The organism is Sphingomonas sp. PAMC 26617 (assembly GCF_000242835.1).
GTDB lineage: Bacteria > Pseudomonadota > Alphaproteobacteria > Sphingomonadales > Sphingomonadaceae > Sphingomonas.
The window spans coordinates 2,387,294-2,411,923 of sequence record NZ_JH594425.1 but is presented as its reverse complement, the minus strand read 5'-3'; the positions used below and the strand labels follow the sequence as shown (position 1 = coordinate 2,411,923).

General features: G+C 68.0%; 21 protein-coding genes. All 21 read right to left on the bottom strand.

The window, feature by feature from the left end:
* Positions 1-50 precede the first annotated feature (50 nt).
* The 21 genes from RH91_RS10595 to RH91_RS10495 all read right to left on the bottom strand — a co-directional run bounded on the left by RH91_RS10595 (position 51) and on the right by RH91_RS10495 (position 24,500).
* Complete coding sequence (locus RH91_RS10595) at positions 51-1,223, bottom strand: deoxyguanosinetriphosphate triphosphohydrolase (RefSeq protein WP_010162710.1); 1,173 nt, start codon at positions 1,221-1,223, stop codon at positions 51-53.
* Complete coding sequence (locus tag RH91_RS10590) at positions 1,220-3,589, bottom strand: SPOR domain-containing protein (RefSeq protein WP_010162708.1); 2,370 nt, start codon at positions 3,587-3,589, stop codon at positions 1,220-1,222. The genes RH91_RS10595 and RH91_RS10590 overlap by 4 nt, the downstream gene beginning before the upstream one ends.
* 145 nt (positions 3,590-3,734) lie before the next feature.
* Positions 3,735-5,234: a cell division protein FtsZ gene (gene ftsZ / locus RH91_RS10585; protein WP_010162707.1), complete on the bottom strand. Its 1,500-nt coding sequence runs from the start codon at positions 5,232-5,234 to the stop codon at positions 3,735-3,737.
* A 113-nt stretch (positions 5,235-5,347) separates the two neighbouring features.
* Positions 5,348-6,610 carry a cell division protein FtsA gene (gene ftsA / locus RH91_RS10580; protein ID WP_010162706.1) on the bottom strand — a complete coding sequence of 421 codons (1,263 nt, stop codon included), beginning with the start codon at positions 6,608-6,610 and terminating at the stop codon, positions 5,348-5,350.
* A 39-nt stretch (positions 6,611-6,649) separates the two neighbouring features.
* Complete coding sequence (locus RH91_RS10575) at positions 6,650-7,654, bottom strand: cell division protein FtsQ/DivIB (protein WP_010162705.1); 1,005 nt, start codon at positions 7,652-7,654, stop codon at positions 6,650-6,652.
* Positions 7,651-8,589: a D-alanine--D-alanine ligase gene (locus tag RH91_RS10570; protein ID WP_029623771.1), complete on the bottom strand. Its 939-nt coding sequence runs from the start codon at positions 8,587-8,589 to the stop codon at positions 7,651-7,653. Before RH91_RS10570 ends, RH91_RS10575 begins: the two co-directional genes overlap by 4 nt.
* Before the next feature lie 139 nt (positions 8,590-8,728).
* Positions 8,729-9,640, bottom strand: a complete 912-nt coding sequence (gene murB / locus RH91_RS10565; RefSeq protein ID WP_010162703.1) for a UDP-N-acetylmuramate dehydrogenase — start codon at positions 9,638-9,640, stop codon at positions 8,729-8,731.
* Positions 9,641-9,642: 2 nt separating this feature from the next.
* Positions 9,643-9,837: a hypothetical protein gene (locus RH91_RS10560; protein WP_010162702.1), complete on the bottom strand. Its 195-nt coding sequence runs from the start codon at positions 9,835-9,837 to the stop codon at positions 9,643-9,645.
* Positions 9,834-11,252: a UDP-N-acetylmuramate--L-alanine ligase gene (murC, locus tag RH91_RS10555; RefSeq protein ID WP_010162701.1), complete on the bottom strand. Its 1,419-nt coding sequence runs from the start codon at positions 11,250-11,252 to the stop codon at positions 9,834-9,836. The genes RH91_RS10560 and murC overlap by 4 nt, the downstream gene beginning before the upstream one ends.
* Complete coding sequence (gene murG / locus RH91_RS10550; RefSeq protein WP_010162700.1) at positions 11,249-12,406, bottom strand: undecaprenyldiphospho-muramoylpentapeptide beta-N-acetylglucosaminyltransferase; 1,158 nt, start codon at positions 12,404-12,406, stop codon at positions 11,249-11,251. Before murG ends, murC begins: the two co-directional genes overlap by 4 nt.
* On the bottom strand, positions 12,403-13,617 hold the full coding sequence (locus RH91_RS10545; protein ID WP_029623770.1) for an FtsW/RodA/SpoVE family cell cycle protein: 1,215 nt from the start codon (positions 13,615-13,617) through the stop codon (positions 12,403-12,405). The genes murG and RH91_RS10545 overlap by 4 nt, the downstream gene beginning before the upstream one ends.
* A gap of 5 nt (positions 13,618-13,622) precedes the next feature.
* Entirely contained in the window at positions 13,623-15,011 is a 1,389-nt protein-coding gene (gene murD, locus RH91_RS10540; protein ID WP_029623769.1) for a UDP-N-acetylmuramoyl-L-alanine--D-glutamate ligase, read from the bottom strand.
* The gene (gene mraY / locus RH91_RS10535) at positions 15,008-16,078 is read right to left on the bottom strand and encodes a phospho-N-acetylmuramoyl-pentapeptide-transferase (RefSeq protein ID WP_010162697.1); all 1,071 of its coding nucleotides are present in this window, start codon (positions 16,076-16,078) and stop codon (positions 15,008-15,010) included. Before mraY ends, murD begins: the two co-directional genes overlap by 4 nt.
* Positions 16,078-17,457 carry a UDP-N-acetylmuramoyl-tripeptide--D-alanyl-D-alanine ligase gene (locus RH91_RS10530; RefSeq protein ID WP_010162696.1) on the bottom strand — a complete coding sequence of 460 codons (1,380 nt, stop codon included), beginning with the start codon at positions 17,455-17,457 and terminating at the stop codon, positions 16,078-16,080. The genes mraY and RH91_RS10530 overlap by 1 nt, the downstream gene beginning before the upstream one ends.
* Positions 17,454-18,881 carry a UDP-N-acetylmuramoyl-L-alanyl-D-glutamate--2,6-diaminopimelate ligase gene (locus tag RH91_RS10525; protein WP_029623768.1) on the bottom strand — a complete coding sequence of 476 codons (1,428 nt, stop codon included), beginning with the start codon at positions 18,879-18,881 and terminating at the stop codon, positions 17,454-17,456. Before RH91_RS10525 ends, RH91_RS10530 begins: the two co-directional genes overlap by 4 nt.
* Positions 18,882-18,891: 10 nt before the next feature.
* Entirely contained in the window at positions 18,892-20,622 is a 1,731-nt protein-coding gene (locus tag RH91_RS10520) for a peptidoglycan D,D-transpeptidase FtsI family protein (protein ID WP_010162693.1), read from the bottom strand.
* Positions 20,619-21,302, bottom strand: coding sequence for a hypothetical protein (locus tag RH91_RS10515; protein ID WP_010162692.1), 684 nt, complete (start codon positions 21,300-21,302; stop codon positions 20,619-20,621). Before RH91_RS10515 ends, RH91_RS10520 begins: the two co-directional genes overlap by 4 nt.
* Positions 21,302-22,258 carry a 16S rRNA (cytosine(1402)-N(4))-methyltransferase RsmH gene (rsmH, locus tag RH91_RS10510; RefSeq protein ID WP_010162691.1) on the bottom strand — a complete coding sequence of 319 codons (957 nt, stop codon included), beginning with the start codon at positions 22,256-22,258 and terminating at the stop codon, positions 21,302-21,304. Before rsmH ends, RH91_RS10515 begins: the two co-directional genes overlap by 1 nt.
* On the bottom strand, positions 22,255-22,755 hold the full coding sequence (locus tag RH91_RS10505; protein WP_010162690.1) for a division/cell wall cluster transcriptional repressor MraZ: 501 nt from the start codon (positions 22,753-22,755) through the stop codon (positions 22,255-22,257). The genes rsmH and RH91_RS10505 overlap by 4 nt, the downstream gene beginning before the upstream one ends.
* A 387-nt stretch (positions 22,756-23,142) precedes the next feature.
* On the bottom strand, positions 23,143-23,457 hold the full coding sequence (locus RH91_RS10500; protein ID WP_010162689.1) for a hypothetical protein: 315 nt from the start codon (positions 23,455-23,457) through the stop codon (positions 23,143-23,145).
* A gap of 50 nt (positions 23,458-23,507) precedes the next feature.
* Positions 23,508-24,500, bottom strand: coding sequence for a cysteine synthase A (locus RH91_RS10495; RefSeq protein WP_010162688.1), 993 nt, complete (start codon positions 24,498-24,500; stop codon positions 23,508-23,510).
* Between the last annotated feature and the right edge of the window lie 130 nt (positions 24,501-24,630).

The following is a 24,630-nucleotide window of genomic DNA, read 5'->3' as shown; positions in this document are numbered from 1 at the left end:
TACTGGGCCCCGGCCTCCGCCGGGGAAGCGCCCGGCATTGCAATCTGGTCCTAGAACCCGTCGGGCAGATCGATCGGCCCGACCACCTCGCGATAGCGCGAGACCGCATACCGGTCAGTCATCCCCGCGATGAAATCGGCGATATGCCGGCTGCGCCACGGTTCGTCCGCCGGCAGCCGCTCCGCCCACTCGCCCGGCAGCAACGCCGGGTCCGCGCGATACGCCGCGAACAGTCCCGCCACGATTCCCTCCGCCGCCTGCGCCGCCGCCAATTGCCGCGGGTGGTGATACAGGTTCGCGTACATGAACCGCTTGAGCGTCCGCTCATCGTCGCGCATCGCGTCCGAGAAGCCGACGAGGCACCGCCCCGCCGCACGCACGTCTGCGACGTCGCCGATCCCTTCCAGCCGCGCCTGCGTCTCCGCGATCAGGTCGTTGACCATCGTCCCGATCTGCGTGCGGATCAATTCCCCGACCAGCCGCTCCGGTGCGACATCGGGAAAACGCGCGCGTACGCCATCCCATTCGCGCGCCACCACCGGCACCGCGAGCAACTGGTCGAGCGTCAGCAACCCCGCGCGCAGGCCGTCGTCGATATCGTGATTGTCGTACGCAATGTCGTCCGCGATCGCCGCGACCTGCGCCTCGAGACTCGACCAGCGCGTCAGTTCGAGCGGAAACGTCGCGTCGCATTCCGCCAGCGCCCACCCCGGCCGCGCGATCGGGCCATTGTGCTTGGCGAGCCCCTCGAGCGTCTCCCACGTCAGGTTGAGCCCGTTCCAGCGCGGATACGGGCTGTCGATCAGCATCAGCGCGCGCAGCGTGTTGCCATTATGGTCGAACCCGCCCTGCGCCGCGAGCGCGCGCCCGAGCGCGTCCTCCCCGGCATGACCGAAGGGCGGATGGCCGATGTCGTGCGCCAACGCCAACGCCTCGGTCAGATCCTCGTTGAGCCCGAGCGCGCGCGCGATCGTCCGCGCGATCTGCGCGACCTCCAGGCTGTGCGTCAGCCGGACGCGGAAATGGTCGCCGTCGGGCGCCATGAACACCTGCGTCTTGTGGCGCAGGCGGCGGAAGCTGATCGAATGGACGATCCGGTCGCGGTCGCGTTGGAAAGCATCGCGAGGACCTCGCACCGAGGTGCTGGCGGGCCCGCTTTGTTCTTCGTGAAGGCGACCGCGGCTGTGCTCCGGGCGACTGGCCCAGCGCTCGACGGTTCTCATTTGGCAGGCAATTTCGTAACTTTCTGCCCCGCTTCGCTGGTGAAGACGAACCCGGATACGCCCTGCTTTGCAAGGCTGTTGACGAACGCCTGTGCCTCGTTGTCGGTCTTGAACGGTCCGGTCAGGACGCGGTTGGTTGCCCGCTGCGGCGTTACATAGCCGCTGCGCGCACCGAGAGCCTTGGCGTTCTTGGTCTTGAGCTTCGCCCATTGCTTGGGCAGGTCGCCCGCGTTCGCGCCACTGGCAAGCTGAACCCAATAGCGCTCCGGCTCGAGCAGCTTGGGGTCGTTCTTGCGCTTTTCCTCGGCCTTCTTGGCGTCCGCCAGCTTTTTCGCATCGGCAGCTTTCTTGCTGGCCTTGTCGCTCTTGCCGGGCTTGTCCGCCTTGTCGGTCTTCTCGTCGAGGTCGGCCTTCGCCGCCAGTGCCTTGCGCTCGGCGAGCGTCTTGCGTGTGTCGCCACGCTTGGGTTCGGCGGGGTCGGTCTGCGTGACTGCATCCGCCAAAATCTTGCGATCGATGGTCCTGGATGGAGTGGCGGGCTTTCCGCCCTGATGGCTCGGGGCGGTCCGCAGGTTCGGTTGTTGCACCGCGCCCGCGGCCTCGTCGGCCAGCGGTCGGCTGGGGATCGCGCGCTGGATCGGGGGCGGCGTCGTCACCGCCATCCGTTCCGGCGCAACGCCGAGTTCGGACCCGGGGACGCTGATATCGGCGATGATCGAGGCGAGGATCGATTGCTCGCTACGCATCGGGGTCGGCGCGGCGACCGGGACGCTTGGAGCGGTGTTCGTGTTCGTCGCGAGCGAAGTCGTCGCGAGCGCAGGATCACTCGCCGAGCCTGGGGATGCGGGCGACGCGACCGCGAGCGGGCTGACAGGTGCCGTGACCGCAACGCTGGTCGGCGTGATCGGGGATGGCACGACTGGCGTAACGGCGACGGGGATTGGCGTCGATGCCGACGGTGCCGCGGATGCGGCATTGGCAAGCTGAGTCGGCGACAGCGGTCGGGCCGCCGTAACGACCGAGGCAGTGGGCACATAGCGAGTCGCGACCGGAGGCACATAGGGGGTCGCCGCCTGAGACGTGATGGTACGCCCCGAACCGACCAGCGTCGACGATCCGAGCGCGACGGACGACGGTACAGCCGCAACCGACGTCGCCGATGGAACGGTCGGTGCGGAGGATACCCGCGCCAGCGGCGGGCTTTCCGCAAACGCAGCGATCGCCGCGGGTGACCGCAACGCATTGGCCGCCGCCAGGTTCGCTGCCCGCGTCCCGCTCGATACCGCAGGACGCGATCCACGATACGGTTGCCCGCGATACGGCGTCGTCGCCGCCACCGACGCGGACGGCGCGACATAGGCCGGGGGCGCGGGCAGCGGGACGACCGGCGGGGTCGTCGCCGCGACGATCGTGTCGCGCTCGCGCTCCTTGCGCGAGCGGCGGTCCTTGCGGGTCGGCGTTGCCGCGACCGTCGCGACGACCGGGCTTGCCTTCGCCGCGACCTCGACCGGAGCGGTCGGATCGGGGCCGAGCGCGCGCAGCGGCGGGGCCATCCGCGCGTCGGCAAGCCGGGTCGGCGACGCGCGCACTTCACCGAAATGCACCGCGAACGCGCGATCCGCCGGGCGCAGCGTCGGAAGCAGGTCGAAGAACGGCTGGAGCCCCTGCGCCATCCCCGCCGGCATCATCGTCGTCGCGATCCGCTCGGCACCCGGACGATCCCCCCCCATCGCGAGAATGAACGCACGTGACCGCCACGCACCGCGATCGCTCTTGCGGAGCAGCGGCTCGATTTCCTTGAGCGCCAGCTCGCGCTTGCCCGAAATCCCCAGCGACAGCGCATAGCGCCGCCTGGTTTCGTCATTCTCCGCCGCGCGCAGGGCAAGTCGGTAATCCCGCTGCGCCCGGTCCTGCTCACCGATCAGGTCGTAGGCGAGCGCGCGATCCGCGGCGAAGCTGCGCACGTCGCCGCCGAGTGCCTCCGCCTCGGCAAAGTGCCGCAGCGCCTCGCCGGGGCGTTCGGCGGTGACCAGGAGGCTCCCCTCGCCCGCCTTGATCCGCCAGTTGCGCGGATCGACCCGCGCGGCCCGGGCAAAGAAGGTTGCCGCGGCGGTCGCATCATCGAGTTTGAGCGCGAGTTCACCCGCGCGCACCAGCGACTGCACGTTGTTGGGATCGGCCGCGAGCAGACGGATCTCGCTCGCCAAGGCATCGGCATCGCCCTGCGGCTGGACCGAAGAGGGGGACGTTGCCGGATAAGGCGCTGCCTGCGGATACGGCGATGGATAGGCCGGCCGGGTCTGCGCCGCGCCGGCCCCGCTCGCGGTCAGGGCCAGGATCGAGGCGGCGAGACGAACGGTGCGCATGAATTACCCTAAAGCCCGTCGCCACTGAACCGGCAATGACAGGCGGCATCGGCTTGCGCCGAAGCGAAACGGATCGGCGGCGGGCGGCGAGGCGCACCGCGGCCATCGACCGCGCGCCATCCGGCGCGCGGTCGAAAGGGTGGGGTTACTGGTTGTTCTGCCGATGCAGGAAACGCGGGATATCCAGCGGATCCTTGTCGGGCGACGGCTCGTCGTCGCGCGCAGCACCACGCGAGACGCTCGACATACGCTCGAATAGCGTGCCGCCCAGCTTGACGCGCGGCGCGGGCGCCGGGGTTGCAGGCTCGGCTGCGGCGGGAGCGGCGGCTTCTTCCGAAACCGCGGCACCCGGCGACAGCCAGCGCCGACGCGTCGGTGCCTCGGCAGGGGTATCGTCGCTGGCCGGAGCGGGCACGTCGACGTCGCCATAGACACGCTTGGCGGGTGGCACCACGGCTTCGCTGCCGAGCACGAGTTCGTCGGTCTCGGGCGGTGCGGCAGCGGCAACCGGCGCGGGGGCCGGAGCAGCCGGCGCGGGGGCGGCAACCGGTGCGGGGGCGGGCGTCGGAGCCGGGGTCGGCACAGGCGCCGCCGTCGGCGTGGCGGCGGGTTCGTCGCCCTTCTTGCTCGAGAAGCTGAACGCCCGCGATGCGGGTGCTGCTGCCTCCGGCGGGCGCGCCTCAGCCTCTATACCGGTGGCGACCACCGAAACGCGGATCTTGCCCTCGAGATCGGGGTTGAACGCCGAACCCCAGATGATGTTGGCATCGTCGTCGACCAGCTCGCGAATGTGGTTCGCGGCCTCGTCGACCTCGAGCAGGCGCATGTCGTCGCCGCCGGTGATCGACACGATGACGCCCTTGGCGCCCTTCATGCTGACGCCGTCGAGCAGCGGGTTGGCGATCGCCTTGGACGCCGCCTCGATCGCGCGATTGTCGCCATCGGCTTCGCCGGTGCCCATCATCGCCTTGCCCATCTCCTGCATCACCGAACGGACGTCGGCGAAATCGAGGTTGATGAGGCCGGGCATGACCATCAGGTCGGTGATCCCGCGGACGCCCTGCTGAAGGACCTCGTCCGCCATCTGGAACGCTTCCTTGAAGGTCGTGTTCGCATTCGCGACCAGGAACAGGTTCTGGTTCGGAATGACGATCAGCGTGTCGACATACTTCTGCAGTTCCTCGATGCCCGCTTCGGCGCTCTTGGCGCGACGCGTGCCTTCGAACGCGAACGGCTTGGTCACGACGCCGACCGTCAGGATCCCCATGTCGCGCGCCGCCTTGGCGATGACCGGTGCCGCACCCGTCCCGGTGCCGCCGCCCATGCCCGCGGCGATGAAGCACATGTGCGAGCCTTCGAGCATCTTGGTGACCTGCTCGATCGTCTCCTCGGCCGCCGCGCGCCCGATCTCGGGACGCGAACCCGCGCCGAGCCCCTGCGTGATCTTCACGCCGAGCTGGATCTTGTGGCTAGCCGCCGACTGCTTGAGCGCCTGCGAGTCGGTGTTGGCGACGAGGAACTCAACGCCCTGCACATCTGCGCGCATCATGTTGGCGATAGCGTTGCCGCCCGCGCCGCCAACGCCGATCACCGCGATGCGCGGGGTCAGTTCGTCGACTTCGGGGGGCAGAAATTCGATGCTCATGTCCCAGTCTCCAACGGGCAGCTACGGCCCGACGCACTCATTTCGTAAAGGGCGGTTCTGCACTATCGCCGCCGGTCGTTCCAGCGCGAACCGCCGTTTCGTAACGTTATTGTTTAATAATTTGCACGGGCTGCCGCCATCAGGCGACGGAATGCGGCAAATCCCTTAGGCCGGTGGACGAGCTGCTGCTTGCTCGACAGCGCGCGCAGGTCGATCGGATCGGCTGCGGCATAAAAGGCGAGCCCCGCTAGCGTGGTGAAGGCAGGCGTCGCGTGCGCTTCGGGCAAGCCCATCAACCCGCGCGGTCGACCGATCCGCACCGAACGGCCGAGCGCCGCCTGCGCATAATCCGCGATACCCTTGAGCTCGGCCCCACCCCCGGTCAGCACGACCTGCCGCCCGACCGGGCCCTCGAACTTGAGGTCCTTGAGCGCCTTGGACACTTCGCCGATCAGATGATCGAGCCGCTGACGGATCACCGCGATCAACTGCGCCTTGGTGATCCGCGTCCCGTCGCTCGCATCTTCCTCGGCCGAGATCGGCGCGACGTCGATCATTTCGTGATTGTCGCGCGGGGATGCGTTGGCCGAGCCGTGGACGCACTTCATCCGCTCCGCCTGCGCGCGGCGCGTTCCGAAGGCGGAGGCGATATCGTCGGTAATGTCCTGCGCGCCGATCGGGATCGACATCAGCCCGACCAGCATCCCGCCCGCGAACAACGAGACGTTGGTGATCCCCGCGCCCAGTTCGACCAATGCGACGCCGAGCTCGCGCTCCTCGTCGCTGAGGCACGCCATGCCGGTCGCGACCGGCGAGGCGATGATCGATTTCACTTCGAGATGCGCGTTGGCGACGCACAGGCCGAGGTTGCGCACCGGCGAACCGTCCGCCGCGACGACGTGGATGTGGACACCGAGCCGGTCAGCATGCAGCCCGAGCGGACGCTTCACCCCGGTCAGTCCGTCGAGCGTGTAGAGCGCAGGCTGCGCATGGAGCACCATCCGCCCCGCCGGATCGATCGAGTCCCGCCCGGCCTGAAGGAGCGCATCGATATCGGTCTGCTCGACCCGGTGGCCGCCCAGCTCGAACTCGATCGACGCGACGTCGGAGACGAGCCCGCCTGCGGAGAAGCTGACCCAGACGTTCTCGATGTTGAGCCCGGCGATCCGCTCCGCCTGCTCGACCGCCTCGCGCACCGCCACTTCGGTCGCGGCGGCATCGGCGATATAGCCGCGCTTGACGCCCTTGCTCTCGCGCTGGCCGGTGCCGAGCACGATCAGCTCGCCGCCATCGCCTTTCTGCGCGATCATCGCGGACACTTTCGACGACCCGATGTCGAGTGCGGTGATCAACCCTTCCGGTGCGGTTTTCGCCATGCCCTTACCCCTGTTCCCACCTATGCTTACCGCAATTGCTTAAGCCTGTGAATCCGTGCTCGTTCTTTTTACCGCCGTCAGCCGCGGCGCCACGCTCTGCGATGCGGTCGGCGTCGGAGACGGTGCCCCCGACGGCGACGCCGCTGGCACGGCTCCCGGAGCGGGGCCCGGATCGGTAATCGCCTTGTTGGTCGTGATCCCCGGCTTGCGCGCGACCAGCCGCGTCGGGTCGCGCATGTCGAACCCGAGCCAGCCCTTGCCGAGCAAAGGCCGCACGCCGTCGAGCTGCGCGAACTTGACCAGCGCCTTCGCCGCCTCGGTATCCCCCTCGGGCAGCGCGAGCGTTTCGCCGGTTTCGAACGTCAGCGTCCAGCGGCGGTTGCCGACCCAGGTCGCCGCCTTGACCTGCCCCTTCAGCGCGGGCGCGACGTCGAGCAGCGTGCGATACGCCGGTTCCTGTTCGTTCGCGTGCGGGCCGATCACCATCGGCAGGTCGGGCATCGCCTCGGGGTCGACCGGCTCGAGCCACGTCCCGTTCGCCGCGATGAGCGCGAGTTGCCCCTTGTTCTGCCAGATCGCGCTCGGCTGGCGTTCGATCACGCTGACGAGCAGCGTATCGGGCAACCGCCGGGAGACGTGGACATCCTCGATCCACCCGCTGTGCGAGACCAGATCGGTGCGGATCTTCTCGAGGCTGACGAGCGGCATCGCCATCGACGGCTGGTTCGCCGCGATCTTGTAGATGACGTTGTGATCCATCCGGTTGAGCCCGGTGATCTGGATATTGGTAACCTTGAAGCCGGCGTCGCCGATCCCCTCGCCGATCGCCGTCCCGATCGCCGCCGGAATCCCGAAGAACGACGCGAGCGCGATCAGCCCCGCGCCGACGACCCCGGTGATCGTCCAGGTCGCGGCCTTGCGCAGCGTCGCCTCGCTCACCGGCAGCGCGGTGATCGCGCGGTCGATGACCGAGGGCTTGGCCGCCTGCTTCCGCTTGGGCTGGACCGGACGGCGGACGGTGCCGCGCTTGATCGTGCCGCTCATGGCGAACCCGCCTTCGCCGCTTTGTCCTTGAGCGCCTCATCGATGATGATCTGGACGAGCTGCGGGTAGTCGATGCCGCAATGCTTGGCCTGCTCGGGGACGAGGCTGAGCGCGGTCATCCCCGGCTGGGTATTGACCTCGAGCAGGAACAGCCCGTCGACGCCCAACTGGTCGTCCCAGCGGAAATCCGAGCGCGACGTGCCCTTGCAGCCAAGCAACCGGTGCGCGTCGAGCGCGATCCGCTTGCACGCTTGCGCGATCTCGTCGGGAATGTCGGCGGGGAAGACGTGTTCGGTCAGCCCATCGGTATATTTGGCGTCGAAATCGTACCAGCCGTTCTTGGGCTTGAGCTCGGTGACGCCGAGCGCCTTGTCGCCGAGCACCGCGGTGGTCAGTTCGCGGCCACGAATGTACGGTTCGGCGAGCAATTCTTCGAACTCGTTCCACGGCCCCGCCACGCCGCGCGCGATCGGGTTGCCGTAATTGCCCTCGTCGGTGACGATCGCGACGCCGACCGACGAGCCTTCGTTGACCGGCTTTAGGACATAGGGTCGCGGCAGCGGGTCGCCATCATACAGCGATTCCGACTTAACGATCCGCCCGCCGGGCATCGGGATGCCGCCGGGGACGAGCAGCAGCTTGGTCAACTGCTTGTCGATCGCGATGACCGAAGTGGCGAGGCCGCTATGGGTATAGGTCAGGCCCATCAGGTCGAGCAGGCCCTGGACGGTGCCATCCTCCCCCGGCGTGCCGTGGAGCGCGTTGAAGACGACGTCGGGGTTCGCCTCGGCCAGACGGGCCGCGACGTCCTTGCCAAGGTCGATCCGCGTGACGCGGTGCCCGAGCGATTCGAGCGCGTCGGCCACGCCGGTCCCTGACTTAAGCGAGACTTCGCGTTCGGCGGACGGGCCGCCCATGAGGACGGCGACATGCAACACGCTCACGACCCGTCACCCCCCACGCCGTCATCCCCGCGAAAGCGGGGATCCATTAGCGCCGCGGCCGCACCTCCATACCGACCTTCGCCAGTATGGATTCCCGCCTTCGCGGGAATGACGGAGGGTGGAGCAAACGTCACGCAACCACCCCGACCCGCTGGATTTCCCACGTCAATTCAACCCCTGATTGTGCCTTCACGCGATCCCGAACCTCTTCCCCCAGCGCCTCGATCTCGGCGCTGGACGCCGCCCCGAGGTTGAGCAGGAAATTGCAATGCTTCTCGCTGACCTGCGCATCGCCGCGCGTCAGCCCGCGACACCCGGCGGCGTCGATCAGCGCCCACGCCTTATGACCCTCGGGGTTCTTGAACGTCGACCCGCCCGTCCGCGAGCGGAGCGGCTGCGACGCTTCGCGCTCCGCGGCGATGCGGTCCATCTCCGCCTGGACCACGGCGGGCTCCTCCGGATGCCCGCGGAACGTCGCGCTGACGACGACGCAGCCGTCGGGCAAATTCGAATGCCGATAGCTGTAGCCAAGCTCTCCGACCGACAGCACCCGCCGCTCGCCAGACCGCAGCACGATCTCGCATTCGACCAGCACGTCCCTGGTCTCGCGTCCGTAAGCGCCGCCGTTCATCCGCACGAACCCGCCGACCGTGCCGGGGATCGAGCGCAGGAATTCCACGCCGCCAATCCCGGCATCGCGCGCAGAGGATGACACGAGGATCCCGCTCGCCCCGCCGCCACACACGAGCGTCGTCGCATCGCGCGCGGAAACCTTGGCGAACGGCTTCCCCAGCCGGACGACCACGCCGGGCACGCCCCCATCGCGCACGATCAGGTTCGACCCCAATCCAAGCGGCATCACCGGCACGGACGGATCGAGCGCCGCCAGAAACCGCGCCAGATCCTCCGCGTCGCGCGGCTCGAACAGCCACTCCGCCGCACCGCCGGTCTTGAACCAGACCAGCGGCGCAAGCGGCGCGCGCGGCGTCAGGCGACCGGCAACTTCCGGCAGCGACGCTGAAAAGGTCGGCGCAGAGGCCATGTTTAGCCGAGACCCCACATGCGCGCCCAGGCGTTCATCGCCGCGATGTTCGCCTCCGCCGCCTTGCGACCCGCTTCCTGCATCTTGACGAACGCATCACCCGCGCCAAGCGCCTGCTGGCCTGCAGACAGCGACGCTTTCTGCGCGTCGAGCATCTGTTGCTGCAGCTTGATCGAGGCCGTGAACCAGTCGGTCATGTCCGTGCTCCTTCGATGGCTCCCGCCAGCCCCGCCGCCCATTTCGTGATATCGCCAGCGCCAAGGCAAACGACCATGTCGCCCGCCTGCACCACGCCCGCGAGCGTCGTCGCGAGCGTAGCCGCATCCGCGACCGTCGCGGCGGAACGGTGCCCGCGCCGCTTGATCCCCTCGACCAGCGCGTCCGAGTCGACGCCCTCGACCGGCTGTTCGCCAGCGGCATAGACCGGGGTCACCAGCACCATGTCGGCATCGTTGAACGCGCCCTGGAAGTCTTCCATCAGATCGCCCAATCGCGAATAGCGATGCGGCTGCACCACCGCGATCACGCGGTTGCGCACGCCCTCGCGCGCTGCCGCGAGGACAGCGCGGATCTCGACCGGGTGATGGCCATAATCGTCGATCACCGTCACCACGCCGCCCGGCACCGCGACTTCGCCGACCTTGGTGAAGCGTCGCTTCACCCCGCCGAATTGCGCGAACCCCTGCTGGATCGTAGCGTCCTCGATCCCGAGCTCGAGCGCGACGCCGATCGCGGCGAGCGCGTTCTGGACGTTGTGGCGGCCGGGCATCGGCAGTTCGATTCCCTCGATCGAGCGGCTCGTGCCGTCGCGGTGGCGGATGATGACCTCGAAGCGATTGCCGCCGGGAACTGGCGTGACGTTGACCCCGCGCACGTCCGCTTGGGCGGCAAAGCCGTAGGTCACGACGCGCCGGTCGCGGACGCGCGGGATGATGTTCTGGACTTCGGGATGATCGAGGCACAGCAACGCCGCGCCGTAGAACGGCACGTTCTCGATGAACTCGACATAGGCATTCTTCGCCTTCTCGAAGCTGCCGTAATGGTCCAGATGCTCGGGATCGATGTTGGTGACGACCGCAATCGTCCCGTCGAGCCGCAGGAAGCTGCCGTCGCTCTCGTCCGCCTCGACCACCATCCAGTCGCTTGCGCCGAGGCGTGCGTTCGAGCCGTAACTGTTGATGATCCCGCCGTTAATGACCGTCGGATCGACCCCGCCCGCGTCGAGCAGCGCGGCGACCATGCTGGTCGTCGTCGTCTTGCCGTGCGTCCCCGCAACCGCGACGGTCGATTTGAGCCGCATCAGCTCGGCGAGCATTTCCGCGCGGCGCACCACCGGAATACGCCGTTCGAGCGCAGCCTCGACCTCGGGATTGCCGCGCTTGATCGCGGTGGAGGTGACGATCACCGCGGCGTCGCCGAGATTGTCGGCGTGATGCCCGATCAGGACCGGAATGCCCTTCGCGCGCAGGCCCTCGATGACATAGCCTTCCGCCACGTCCGACCCCTGAACGCTATAGCCAAGGTTCTTCATCACCTCGGCAATGCCCGACATCCCGATCCCGCCGATGCCGACGAAATGGATCGTGCCGATGTCGGTTGCGACACCCCTCATGCGAATGCTGCCTTCTGACTGGGTTTAGGGCGCGCCGCGCCGATCGGCATGTCGCCTTGCCGGTCGCCGAGGCTCTCGACGAGGTCGGCGAGGTCGCGCGCGGCATCGGGCCGTCCGCACCCGCGCGCGCGGGCCGCCGCATTCTGCAACGCCGCCGGGTCGAGCCCGAGTTTCTGCATTTGCTTGGCCAGTTCCACCGGCGTGAAGCTGCGCTGGTCGATCGTCCGCGCGCCGCCCGCTTGCGTCATTTCCCGGGCGTTGACGGTCTGGTGATCGTCGGTCGCCGACGGCAGCGGCACAAGGATCGCGGGACGCCCGGCGCAGGTCAGTTCGGCCAAGGTCGACGCGCCGGCGCGCGCGATCACGACATGCGCCCATGCCAGCTGCTCAGGCAAATCGGGAAGATAGGTCGCGAGATCCGCCGCGATCGACAGCTCGGCATATTTCGCGCGGCACGCCTCGATATCCTCGATCCGCGCCTGATGCGTTACCTGCAACCGCCGCCGGAACGCGAGCGGGAGCAGCGACAGGCCGTCGGGAACGACCTGACTCAGGACGCTCGCGCCCTGACTCCCGCCGGTGACGAGCACGCGGAAGATCCCATCCTCCTCGAGCAGCGGATACGGCTTGGCGCGGAGCGCCAGCACCGCGTCGCGCACCGGATTGCCGACGAGCCGCGTCTTGCCGCGCAACCGCGGGCTCAGCCGCTCGACTTCGGCATAAGAGGTGGCGATCGCATCGACCTTGCCCGCGACCAGCCGGTTGACCCGCCCGAGCACCGCATTCTGCTCGTGCACCGCGGTCGGGATCTTCTGGTTGAACGCGCCCAGCAACGCCGGGAGCGCCGGATAGCCGCCAAAGCCGATCACCGCGTCGGGACGGAAGCTCTTGTAGAGCTGGATCGCCATCGCGCGGCCCTTCATCATCGACGATGCCGCCTTGAGATAGCCGACCGGCCCGCCGCCGGGTCGCCCCGCGGGCAGGATATGCGTCTGGATCCCCTCGAACAGCCCGGGGAAGCGCACACCACGTTCGTCGCTGACCAGCGCGACATAATGCCCGCGCCGGATCAGCTCGGCGGCGAGCGCCGCCGCCGGGACCATGTGCCCGCCGGTCCCCCCGGCGGCCAGTACGAAATGCTTCGCCACACTCATTCGCCGCTCCATCGCGCGATATATTTGGATCGCATGACGAACGGATTGCGTCGGGTGAACGCCAGCAGCAAGCCCATTCCGATCGACAGCGCGACCAGCGATGACCCACCATAGGAAATGAACGGCAGCGTCATCCCCTTGCTGGGCGCGATCCCCGTGTTGACCGCCATCGAAATTAGCGCCTGCACGCCGAACTGCGTCGCCAGCCCGGCCGCTGCGAACAGCCGGAATTCGTCCTGCTCGTCCAGCAGCTTGACGAACACGCGCACGACGATCGCGAGGAACAGCAGCGCGATGATGACGCACGCGATCAGCCCGAATTCTTCGCCGATGACCGAAAAGATGTAATCGGTATGCCCCTCGGGCAGCCGGAACTTCATCGATCCGCCCCCCGGCCCCGTCCCGCGCCAGCCGCCCGCGGTGATCGTGTCGTGCGCGGCGTTGGTCTGGTAATGGTCGGCCGCGCCGACGCCATCATGGTCCGGGAACAGGAACGCGTTGATCCGCGCACGCGCAGTCCCGTAAAACATATAAGCGGCGGTCAGCCCGGCCGGGACCGCGGCGACGAACAGCGCGATGATCTTGGGCGACGTCCCCGAGATCAGCAGCAGCGCCATCCACACCGTACAGAACACCACCGTCTGCCCGAAATCGGGTTGAAGCATCAGCAGCACGGCGACGAGCGCGGTCATCCCCGCGGTGATCGTCACCACCGGAAGCGCCGCATCCTGCGCGCGCATCGACAGCACCCACGCCGCGGTGACGATGAAGAACGGTTTGAGGAATTCGGATGGCTGGAGCAGCGAGACGCCGAGATTGAGCCAGCGCGTCGCGCCGTTCTTCTCGACTCCGAAGACGGGGACCAACATCAACAGGACGAGGCACGCGACCGTCCCGATCAACGCCATCCGGCGCGCGACCGGCACGGGCAGCATTGAGACGACCAGCAGTACCGGGAGCGACACGCCAACCCACGCCAGCTGCCACCACAGATAGAATAACGGCGCGACGTGATGCTTTTCGTCCGAATAGCGCGTTGCTGCGGCGGGCGACGCCGCGCCGACCGCGACCAGCCCGACTGCGATCAGCAGCAGCGTCAGCAGCAGCAGCATCCGGTCGATATCCCAGAACCACGTCCCGAGCGGCGACCGGTCGCCGCGTCCGCCGCGACCCTTCATGCTTTTCCACAATTTCGGCGGGCTATTGCTCATGTCGTTCACGCGAGCGCCTCGACCAGAGTGCGGAACTGGTTTCCACGATCCTCGAAATCGCGGAACTGATCGAACGACGCGCACGCCGGCGACAGCAGCACCGTATCGCCCGGCGCAGCCGAGCGCGCCGCGGCGGCAACCGCGGTGGCAAGGTCACCGCATTGTTCGACCGGCACTTTCCCCGCGAGTATCGCGGCGAAACGCGGGCCGGCGGCGCCGATCGTATAGGCGCTCGCGATATGCCCGAATTGGGGCGCGCAGGCGTCGAGATCGTCGGACTTGGCTTCCCCGCCGAGGATCCAGTGAATCCGGTCGAATGCGGCAAGCGCGGGGGCGGTGGATTCGGGGTTCGTCGCCTTGCTGTCGTTGACCCAGGCGACGCCGTTGTGGGTGCGGACGCGCTCCATCCGGTGCGGCAGGCCGGTAAAGCTGCGCAAACCCTCGTCGATCGCGGCTTCGCTGACACCGAGCGCCTGCGCCACCGCGATCGCGGCGAGTGCGTTCTGGGCGTTGTGCGGGCCTTGCAGCGACGGCCACCGCGATTGGTCCATGCACACGCCGGGCGCGATCTTGGTGAGCTGCTCGCCGCGCGCGGACAAGCTGCGCGCGATCAGCGCTGAGGGGGTATCGCCGATCCCGATGATTGCGGCATGCCCGGGCGACTGCATTTCGAACAGGCGGGCCTTGGACGCGGCGTAAGCGTCGAATCCGTCGTAGCGGTCGAGATGATCGGGGGTGACATTGAGCAGCACCGCCACGTCGCAGTCGAGGCTCTGCGTCAGGTCGATCTGGTAGCTCGACAGTTCGAGCACATAGACGCCGCCTTCGGGCAGCGGCTGCTGCTCGAGGATCGGCAGGCCGATGTTGCCGCCCATCAGGCTGGGGATCTTTGCGGTTTGCAGGATATGGTGGACCAGCGCGGTGGTGGTCGACTTGCCGTTGGTCCCGGTGATGCCGACGACCTTGTGGCGCGGCAGGTCGCTGCGCGCCTGAGCGAAGAGTTCGATGTCGCCGAGGATGGGGACGTTTGCCGCGCGCGCGCGGGCGGCGACCGGGTGGCGGTTGAGGGGCACGCCGGGGGAAACGACAAGGCCGTCGAAGCCTGCGAGATCGATCGCTTCCGGATCCGCGAAGTCTAAAAGCCCCTCCCCTTCAGGGGAGGGGTTGGGGGTGGGGGAAGTCTCACCGAGAGCAGCGCTTGTTACAGCCCCACCCCAACCCCTCCCCTGAAGGGGAGGGGCTTCAGGAAGCAGTGCGTCGCGTTTCGCGGCGCTGGAATCCCACGCGACAACCTCAGCCCCGCCCGCAACCAGCGCCCGCACGCTCGCCACGCCCGACCGCGCAAGACCCAGCACAGCGAAGCGCTTCCCAGCCCAGGTCGGCGAAACGATCACCGCAATTTCAACGTCGAAAGACCCGCCAGCGCCAGCACCAGCGCAATGATCCAGAACCGGATCACGACGGTCGGCTCGCTCCACCCGAGCTGCTCGAAATGGTGGTGGATCGGCGCCATGCGGAACACGCGCTTGCCGGTCCGCTTGTAGAAAAACACCTGGATGATCACGCTCATCGCCTCGATCACGAACAGCCCGCCGATGATGCCGAGCACGATCTCGTGATGCGCGACGACCGAGATCGCGCCGAGCGCACCGCCGAGCGCAAGGCTCCCGGTGTCGCCCATGAACACTGCGGCGGGCGGTGCATTGAACCACAGGAAGGCAAGCCCTGCCCCGACGATCCCGCCACAGAAGATCGCCAGATCGCCCGCATGCGGCACGTGCGGAATGCCCAGATACGCCGCGAACTTCGCGTTGCCCGCCAGATAGACGATCAGCATGAAGGCGACGCTCGCGATGATCACGGGCATCGTCGCCAGGCCATCGAGCCCGTCGGTCAGGTTCACCGCATTGCCGAACGCGACGATCGTGAAGGCCGCGAACACGATGTAGAACCACCCGAGCTGAATCACCGGCCCGGTATAGAATGGCAGATACAGATGCGTCCCGTTCTGGTGAACGATAATCGCGCTCGCGATCAGTGCGATCGCGAACTCGCCGAGCAGCCGCAGCCGGCTCGAGACGCCCGCGGTGCTCGCCTTGCGGACCTTGTCGTAATCATCGAGGAACCCGATCGCGCCGAACCCGAGCGTCACGAAGGTGCACGCCCACACGAACGGGTTGGACAGGTCCATCCACAACAGGCTGGAAATCACCAGGCTGGTCAGGATCATCAGCCCGCCCATCGTCGGCGTGCCGCGCTTCGACAGATGCGATTGCGGGCCATCGAGTCGGATCGGCTGCCCCTTGCCCTGCCGCACACGCAGCCAGCCGATGAAGCGCGGGCCGATCAGCATGCCGAGGAACAGCGACGTCGCCACCGCCCCGCCGGTGCGGAACGAGAGGTAGCGGAAGAGGTTGAGCGCCCCCGGAAATCCCAGATATTCGGCGATGAAATAGAGCATTACTGTGTCCCGCTCCGCAGGCCTGCGACGACTGCCGCCAACCCCACGCCGTTCGATCCCTTGATGAGCACCGCATCACCCGCCGCCAGCATCGTTGAAAGGCTGGCGCGCGCGGCGGCGGCGTCCGCGACATGGACGAAATCGCCCTTCCCCTCAAGCGCGTTCGCCAGCGGCGCGATGCGTTCACCGACGAGAATACCCGCTTCGACCCCTGCCGCGAGGATCGGCGCGGCGAGCGCCGCATGATAGGAATCGCTGTCGTCGCCAAGCTCACGCATTTCGCCGAGCACGACGATCCGCCGCACGCCCTTCTCCGCGCCGAGCACCGCCAGCGTCGCGCGCATCGAGGCGGGGTTGGCGTTGTAGCTTTCGTCGATCACCAGCGCGGAACCGCCCGATGCCGCGACCGTGAACCGCGCGCCGCGTCCGGCAAGCCCGCCCATTTCGGCGAGCGCCAGCCCGGCGGCCGCCAAATCCCCCCCGACCGCATCGACCGCCGCGAGCACTGCGAGCCCGTTCGACACCCAGTGCATCCCCGGCTGCGCCATCGTGAAGCTGAGTTCGCGCGAGCCAACGCGCGCGGTGACGAAGGTCGCCCCGCGCGCGGTCCGCATCGTCTCGACCGGATGGACGTCGGCGGCCTTGTCGAGCCCGAACGTCACGATCCGCGCGGCATGCGGGGTTGCGGCCGCGATCAGCCGGTCGCGGTGCGGGCTGTCGAAGGGGACGATCGCCACGCCGCCGGGTTCGAGCCCGGCAAAGATCTCGCCCTTGGCATCCGCGATCGCTTCCTCGCTCGCGAAGAATTCGGTGTGCGCGGGCGCGATGGTCGTGACGATCGCGACGTGCGGGCGAACGAGTTGCGTCAGCTGCGCGAGTTCGCCCGCATGGTTCATCCCCATCTCGAACACGCCGAAGCGCGTCGCGGCAGGCATTCGCGACAGGCTCAGCGGCACGCCGGTATGGTTGTTGTAGCTTTTGACCGAGCGATGCGCGCCGCCGGGGACGCCACGGTCGAGCGCCTCGAACAGCGCTTCCTTGGTCCCGGTCTTGCCGACCGATCCGGTCACGCCGATGATCTTCGCAGACGTCCGCGCCCGCGCCGCGCGCGCCAGCGCGTCGAGCGCTAGCGTCGTATCGGCGACCAGCACATCCGGATGCGGCGTCGCTTGCGAGACGATCGCGCCCGCCGCACCCTGCGCGAACGCCCCGTCAAGGAACCGGTGGCCATCGCTGAATTCGCCGTGCAGCGCGATGAAAAGGTCGCCCGGCCCGACCTCGCGCGAATCGAAGGTAACACCGCTGGCGGCGAAATCGGCGGACGCGGTGCCACCGGTCGCAGCGGCGATATCGACGGCGGTCCAGAGCGGCGCGGTCATGCGGAAAGTTCCTGCACCATTTCGCGCGCAACGGTCACATCATCGAACGGCAGGACGAGATCGCCGACGATCTGTCCCTGCTCATGCCCCTTGCCCGCGATCAGCACGATATCCTGCGGCCCCGCCCCGGCAATCGCCGCGCGAATCGCCTCCCGCCGCGACCCGATCTCGACCGCGCCTGATGCGCCTTCCAGTACCATCGCGCGAATGCGCGCCGCGTCTTCGCTGCGCGGATTGTCGTCGGTCACGATCACATGATCCGCCTGGTCCGCCGCGACCCGACCCATTTCGGCGCGCTTGCCCTGGTCGCGGTCCCCGCCTGCACCGATCACGACGATCAGCCGCCCCGCCGCATGCGGCTTGAGCGCCGCGATCGCCGCCTCGAGCGCGTCGGGGGTGTGCGCATAATCGACATAGACCGGCGCGCCGCTCGCCGCGATCACGGCGCGTTCCAGCCGCCCGCGCACCGGCTGCAGCCGCGTCAGATTCGCCAGCGTCGCCGCCACGGCCCCGCCGGTCGCGATCACCAGCCCGGCTGCGGTCAGCGCGTTCGCCGCCTGATACGCACCGATCAACGGCAGGTTGATCGTGTGCGTCTCGTCGCCCGTCTCGATCGTCAGCGCCTGGCCGAGCAGACTCGGCACGCGCTTCACCAGCTTGAGCCGCGCGCCGGTCGTCCCCACCGTCGCAACGGTGATTCCGCGCGCCCGGGCGGCATCCGCAACCTGTGCCGCGGCGGCATCGTCCGCCCACAGCACCGCCGTGCCGTCCCCGGCCAGCACCTCCGAGAACAGCCGCAGTTTCGCCTCGAGATACGCCGCCATCGTCCCGTGGTAATCGAGATGATCGCGGCTGAGATTGGTGAACGCCGCCGCGCGCACCGCGAGTCCCTCGGTGCGATATTGCGACAGGCCGTGGCTCGACGCCTCGAACGCGACATGGCTGACGCCCTCGCGCGACAGGCCAGCGACATTGGACAGGAAAGTGACGACATCGGGCGTGGTCAGCCCGGTCGAGACGCGGTCGTCGCCCGTCGTCACGCCGAGCGTCCCGATCGAGGCAGCGTGAAACCCCGCCATACGCCACAATTGCCGGACCATCTCGACGGTCGAGGTCTTGCCGTTGGTCCCGGTCACCGCGACCGCAACCGCCGGGAACGGCGCGAAGAAACGCGCGGCAAGCCGGGCGAAGGCGCGCCGCGGGTTGGCATCGGCGATATGCACCGCGCCCGTCACCTGCGCCTCGGGCCGCGCGACGATCGCGATCGCGCCGCCTGCCACCGCCGCCGCGATATAGTCCTCGCCATTGACGGCGGTGCCCTGGAAGGCACCGAACACCGTCCCCGGCGCGACCTTGCGGTGGTCGATCGCGAAGCCGCTTACCGTGGCGTTCTCGTTCCCGCCGGTCAGCGCACCCAATTTCACGGCAATTCTCTCATTCTGCGGTCGGGACCGGTTTCTTCTCCCCGGTCCATACCAGAGGCAAAAGCTGGGATACATCGATGTCGCGCGATGTATCGGGCGTCACGCCGAGCAGCGCGCCGGTGCGCGAGATCACGCGGCCAACGACGGGGGCGGCATTCCACGCGGCGGTGGTCAGGCCGTAGGTTTCCTTCGTCCCGTTGGGCGAATCGAGCATCGCGACGACGACATAGCGGGGCGCATCCATCGGGAAGGCCGCCGCGAAGGTCGAGACGTTCTTGCTCCGCGAATAGCCGCCCGCGCCCGCGATCTCGCCGGTCCCGGTCTTGCCGCCGACGCGGTAGCCGACCGCATCGCCCTTGCGGCCCGTGCCGAGCAGCACGACCAGCCGCAGCAACTGTCGCATCCGCGCGCTGGTCGCCTCGGTCAGCACGCGGCGGCCCTTGGGGGCGGCGCCCGGCGCGATCTTGAGCAGCGTCGTCGGGCGATAGATCCCGCCGTTGACGAGCGTTGCGTAGGCATTCGCCAGATGCAGCGGCGTCACCGCGATGCCGTGGCCGTAGGCCGTCGTCATCACCGTCGTCCGGCCCCAGAAGCGCGGCCAGATCGGCCCGGCGCGCTCGCGCAATTCGGTCGCGGGGCGTTCGCCGAAGCCGAGCGCGGTGAACATCGCCGCCATCCGGTCCTTGCCCATCTTGTCCGCGATCTGCGCGGTCGCGACGTTCGACGAATAGACCAGCGTCTCGGGGATGTTGAGCCAGCGCTTGGGATCGCCACGATCGTCATGGATCGTGAACCGGCCGACCTTGAGCGGCTTGGTCGCGTCGAACCGGCGAGTCATGTCGGTGATGACACCGTCGTTGATCGCCGCGGCTACCGCGATCGGCTTGAACGTCGAACCCAGTTCGTAGACCGACTGCGTGACGTTGTTGCGCAACGCGTCGCTGCTCGTGCCGGTCAGCTTGTTGGGGTTGTAGACCGGGAGCGACACCATCGAAATGATCTCGCCGGTATGGACGTCGAGCACGACGCCGGTCGCGGCCTTCGCGCGGAAATTGGTCATCGCGCGACCGAGTTCGCTCTCCATCGCGGCCTGGACACGCGCATCGATCGACAGCGAAATCGGTTCGCCACGGCGGCGCGGGTCGCTGAGGCGTTCGTCGAACGCACGTTCGATCCCCGCGCGACCCGCGATATGCGCGTCGGTTGCGGTCGGCCCGATATAGCCGAGCACATGCGCCGCCATCGTCCACTGTGGGTACAGCCGCTCGGGCTCGCGCGCAAACACGATGCCGGGTTCGCCAAGCGCGTGGATCTGGTTCACCAGGTCGGGCGAGGCATGCTTGTCGAGATAGGTGAACTTGCCGCGCATCGTCAGGCGCTGGAGATACCAGGACGAGTCGTGCCCCGGCATGATCCGCGCGAGCGAATCCGCCAGCCCCTGCCGGTCACCGAGCAACTGGGCTGGGCGGACGCCGATCGTCCAGGCATCGATCGTGCGGGCGAGCGGCTGGCCGTTGCGGTCGAGAATGTCGCCGCGCACCTGCGGGTTGACCGCGAGATTCGCCGCCCCGGCGGGCGTGCCGAGGATCCCGAGGATCGCGATCCGGCCGATCACCAGCAGGAACCCCGCCATGATCAGCAGCATCAGCATCATCAGCCGCACATGCGCGACCGCGACCAGCGCGTGGCGCTGCTCGTTACCCCGTCGCGCGGGGACTGGCCGGGCGACGAAGGTGGTCACCGGCGCGACCGGCTTTCGGCGCGGGCGCCGCTGCGGAGGTCCCCGATCATGCTGTCATCGAGCAAGGCGCGATCGAGCATCGCCACCGCCGCGCGCGGCTTGGGCGGGGCGACCGCGGCCATCGCCGTACGCGTCATGGGCGCGGCGGGGCGTGGGGTCGCGACCGGCTTTGCCTTGGAAACGGGTGCGCGCACGGGAACGGAAGCCGTCTGGAGCCGGGCGACCGGCACTACCGTCGTCGCGACCGCCGCAACGGCGACGGCGACGGGGGCCGCCGCGACGGGTGCAGCCTTGGTGGACGCGGCGGCGGTCGCCACCGGCGCGACCTGGCCTTCCGCCGACAACGGCGCGAGCGGCACGAACGACGCGAGCTGCGGCGCGTTGGGCGCGCTCGGCTCGAGCGCCGCGAGCGCGGCTTCGTCCGCAACGAACTGCCCCGCCGACGGCGCGACCAGCCCGAGCTTCTCGGCGTTCCACTTGTCGAGCTGCGCGAGACTCGCGCGGGTGTCGAACTCGGTTTCGAGCGCGCGAATATCACGCTCGGCGCGCGCGATCTCGACCACGGTGCGATCGAGCTTCTTGCGCTCGGCCGCAACCTGCAAGGGCACGAGCAGGAAGCCGAGCGCCACCGCGACGCTCGCCAGGAACCATCCCAGACTCTTCCAAGCCAGCCCAAGCATTACAACGCCCCTTCCGTCCAGGCGGTGGCACTCGTGCGTCGTGCCGTCCGCAATGTGGCTGATCGTGCGCGCGGGTTGCGCGCGATTTCTTCTTCGCTGGCGCGAACACCGCGCCCGACCTGCTCGAAACTCGGCGCGTTCTTCGCCGCTACCTCGGGCAAGTGCCGCGACCCCGACGGCAAGCCGCCCGAGCGCTCGCGCAGGAAGCGCTTGACCATCCGGTCCTCGAGGCTGTGGAACGTCACCACTGCAAGCCGCCCGCCGGGCGCGAGCACACGCTCCGCTGCGGCGAGAACATCGGCGAGTTCACCGAGCTCACGGTTGATATGGATTCGGATCGCCTGGAAGGTCCGGGTTGCCGGGTCCTTCTTGTCGTGCGCCTTGTAGCCGAGCGCGCGGCGAACGACGTGCGCCAGCTCGCCCGTCCGCGTGATCGGCCGCGCCGCGACGATCGCGCGCGCGAGCCGGCGCGAGCGGGGCTCGTCGCCATATTGATAGAGCACGTCGGCGATCGCGGCCTCGTCGGCGGTATTGACGAAATCGGCGGCGCTCTCGCCTTGCTGGCTCATCCGCATGTCGAGCGGGCCGTCTGACTGGAAGCTGAACCCGCGCTCGGCCTGGTCGAGCTGCATCGACGATACGCCGATATCGAGCGTGACGCCCTCCACCGGCACCGCATCGCGGGCAGCGAGTTCGGCTTCCAGCGCGGAAAAGGTCGCAGGCACGAGCATCAACGCGCCACCGGCTTCGTCGACCAGCCCTGCCCCGGCGGCGATCGCATCGGGGTCACGGTCGAACGCAAACACGCGTGCGCCGCTTGCGAGCATCGCACGGGTATAGCCGCCGGCACCGAAGGTCGCGTCGACATGCGTCTCGCCGGGGGCAATGGCGAGCGCGTCGATCACTTCGTCGAGCAGGACGGGGACGTGCGGGGACGTGGCGGGGGCGTCGCTCACAGCGCGACTCCCTTGGTCTTGCAGTGATAGCGGCACGCGGCCTGCATCACGGGGTCGACATCCTCGGCATCGAGCAGCGTCTTGGGGTCCCAGATCTCGATCCAGTCGAGCGTGCCCCAGAAGAAGGCATGCTCGCCGATCCCCGCATAATCCCGCGGAAAGCCGGGCATGATGAAGCGGCCCGAACCGTCGAACGGCACGGGCTCGCCGCTCGCGCCACGGCGCTTGAAATTGTAGTTGGGCTCGCCGTCCGCACTGGTGTGCACCGCCTCGCGCGCATCGAGCTGTGCGCGCAGGATGCGGACATAGGCGGGATCGTAGGCGCGCAGGCATTTGTGCTTGGGGTGGACCCCGACGATGACGGTCCCGCCGTCCTTGCCATCGGGACGCGGCGCGTTCGCCGCCAGCGTTGCGCGGAGAGAAGCAGGAATCGCGACCCGGCCCTTGTCATCGACAAGACCGAGACCGTCACCCTGATAATCCCCGCGTTCGTCCACGCTTACCCCGCATTAGACGGGCAAGCCTCCCCCGTTCCGGGAAACGCATTTCTGCTTTCCCGGCGCCGCGAATGCAGGCGAGTTCGGTCTGCCCCTGTCGATGCAGAGGTATCACGGGGAAGCCCGGGGATACAAGGGGAAACCCGGGGAATGGACGGGACTAAGGTCTAATACGGAGCGTTTGGCCGCAAAAATAGGCGGCTAAAATCAGCCCGTTCCCGGTGTGTTCGAAGCATGTGTGCGATTACGGGGCGAATCCCCTACCAAAGGAAGACGCCGTTCGGCATTTCCCGTCATTTCCCCGAAATTCCCGCCCCGAAATTCCCGCCCCGTGATGGCGCGCTCGCGACGCCAGCGATCCTGCTCCCAGCACGATCGCGAGCGACGTCACTGCTGCTGCGCAGCCTGCGGCATCATGGCGTTGTCGATCGCGGTCGCATTCTCGGCTTCGGCGCTGGGGGCGACCCCGAGTTCGGCAAGCGGTTCGCGGTTGGCGGCGGCTGCCGAAGCATCGCCATCGCCCGACAGGTTGGCAACCACGTCCGCCCGCGCACTGCCGATCGCCACGACCTGGCGATCGTGGTTGGCCGTCGAGAAAATGGCGGCGGCGAGTCCGATGAGGAGCAGGACGGCGGCGAGTCCGATCATCCCGACCCGGAACCGCTGCGTCGTCTGCGCTGCGTCTTGTGCGATGATTTTCATAAGCTGTGGCATAAATGTAACGTCTTAAAACGTTCTTGTCGATGCCCGCCTCAATCGACCGCCAGCCAAGGCGGGACGGCCAGCCCCTTGGCCTCGAGCCACGCGCGATTATACAGCGTCGACAGATACCTGAACCCGGTATCGCACAGGATGGTCGCGACCCGGCTCCCCGGCCCGAGGTGCTTCGCGAGCCGCACCGCCCCCGCGACGTTGATCCCCGACGACAGGCCAAGGCAAAGCCCCTCCTCCGCGAGCAGCCGGGTCACCCATTCCATCCCCTCGGCGTCCGAGATGCGGAATTGCGTGTCGATCGGCGCGCCTTCGAGATTGGCGGTGATCCGCCCCTGCCCGATCCCCTCGGCGACCGACGAGCCTTCCGACTTCAATTCGCCATGCGCGTAATATTCGTACAGCGCCGCGCCATGCGGATCGCTGAGCGCGATGCACACGCGTTCGTCATGCGCCTTGAGCCCGAGGCCCACGCCTGCGATCGTCCCGCCCGTTCCCGCAGCACAGGTGAAGCCGTCGACCCGCCCCTCCATCTGCGCCCAGATCTCCTCGGCAGTGCCGGTGATGTGCGCGCGGCGGTTGGCGATATTGTCGAACTGGTTGGCCCACACCGCATTCGGCGTCTCCTCCGCGATCCGGCGCGAGGTGTGGACGAAATGGCCGGGGTTCGAATAGGGCGCGGCGGGGACAAGGACGAGTTCGGCGCCCAGCGCGCGCAGCGTATCCATCTTCTCGCGGCTCTGCGTCTCGGGCATGACGATGATCGTCCTGTAGCCCTTGGCGTTGGCGACCAGCGCGAGCCCGATCCCGGTATTGCCCGCGGTTCCCTCGACGAACGTCCCGCCCGGCTGGATCAGCCCGCGCGCCTCCGCATCCTCGACGATCCCGAGTGCGGCACGGTCCTTTACCGAGGCACCGGGGTTGGCAAATTCGCACTTGCCGTAGATTTCGGCACCGGCAGCCTCGCTCGGGCCTTTCAGCAGGACGAGCGGGGTGTTGCCGATCAGGGCGAGCGTGTTCGGGGTCGTATGCATGGCTGCCTAGCTATGCGTCCCGGTCGACGCCCGCAAGGAAGCTTCGCTTTGGCCGCGATCCGCTTCGCTTTGCTCAGACCGGTCCCACTGCGATAGAACCGCGATCGCACCGCGCCATGATCGCGCTTTC

Excerpts from the sequence above, each read along its gene's own strand:
- RH91_RS10595 (WP_010162710.1), bottom strand. The coding sequence starts at position 1,223 with ATGAGAACCGTCGAGCGCTGGGCCAGTCGCCCGGAGCACAGCCGCGGT.
- RH91_RS10590 (WP_010162708.1), bottom strand. The coding sequence starts at position 3,589 with ATGCGCACCGTTCGTCTCGCCGCCTCGATCCTGGCCCTGACCGCGAGC.
- ftsZ (WP_010162707.1), bottom strand. The coding sequence starts at position 5,234 with ATGAGCATCGAATTTCTGCCCCCCGAAGTCGACGAACTGACCCCGCGC.
- ftsA (WP_010162706.1), bottom strand. The coding sequence starts at position 6,610 with ATGGCGAAAACCGCACCGGAAGGGTTGATCACCGCACTCGACATCGGG.
- RH91_RS10575 (WP_010162705.1), bottom strand. The coding sequence starts at position 7,654 with ATGAGCGGCACGATCAAGCGCGGCACCGTCCGCCGTCCGGTCCAGCCC.
- murB (WP_010162703.1), bottom strand. The coding sequence starts at position 9,640 with ATGGCCTCTGCGCCGACCTTTTCAGCGTCGCTGCCGGAAGTTGCCGGT.
- RH91_RS10560 (WP_010162702.1), bottom strand. The coding sequence starts at position 9,837 with ATGACCGACTGGTTCACGGCCTCGATCAAGCTGCAGCAACAGATGCTC.
- murC (WP_010162701.1), bottom strand. The coding sequence starts at position 11,252 with ATGAGGGGTGTCGCAACCGACATCGGCACGATCCATTTCGTCGGCATC.
- murG (WP_010162700.1), bottom strand. The coding sequence starts at position 12,406 with ATGAGTGTGGCGAAGCATTTCGTACTGGCCGCCGGGGGGACCGGCGGG.
- RH91_RS10545 (WP_029623770.1), bottom strand. The coding sequence starts at position 13,617 with ATGAGCAATAGCCCGCCGAAATTGTGGAAAAGCATGAAGGGTCGCGGC.
- mraY (WP_010162697.1), bottom strand. The coding sequence starts at position 16,078 with ATGCTCTATTTCATCGCCGAATATCTGGGATTTCCGGGGGCGCTCAAC.
- RH91_RS10530 (WP_010162696.1), bottom strand. The coding sequence starts at position 17,457 with ATGACCGCGCCGCTCTGGACCGCCGTCGATATCGCCGCTGCGACCGGT.
- RH91_RS10515 (WP_010162692.1), bottom strand. The coding sequence starts at position 21,302 with ATGCTTGGGCTGGCTTGGAAGAGTCTGGGATGGTTCCTGGCGAGCGTC.
- RH91_RS10500 (WP_010162689.1), bottom strand. The coding sequence starts at position 23,457 with ATGAAAATCATCGCACAAGACGCAGCGCAGACGACGCAGCGGTTCCGG.
- RH91_RS10495 (WP_010162688.1), bottom strand. The coding sequence starts at position 24,500 with ATGCATACGACCCCGAACACGCTCGCCCTGATCGGCAACACCCCGCTC.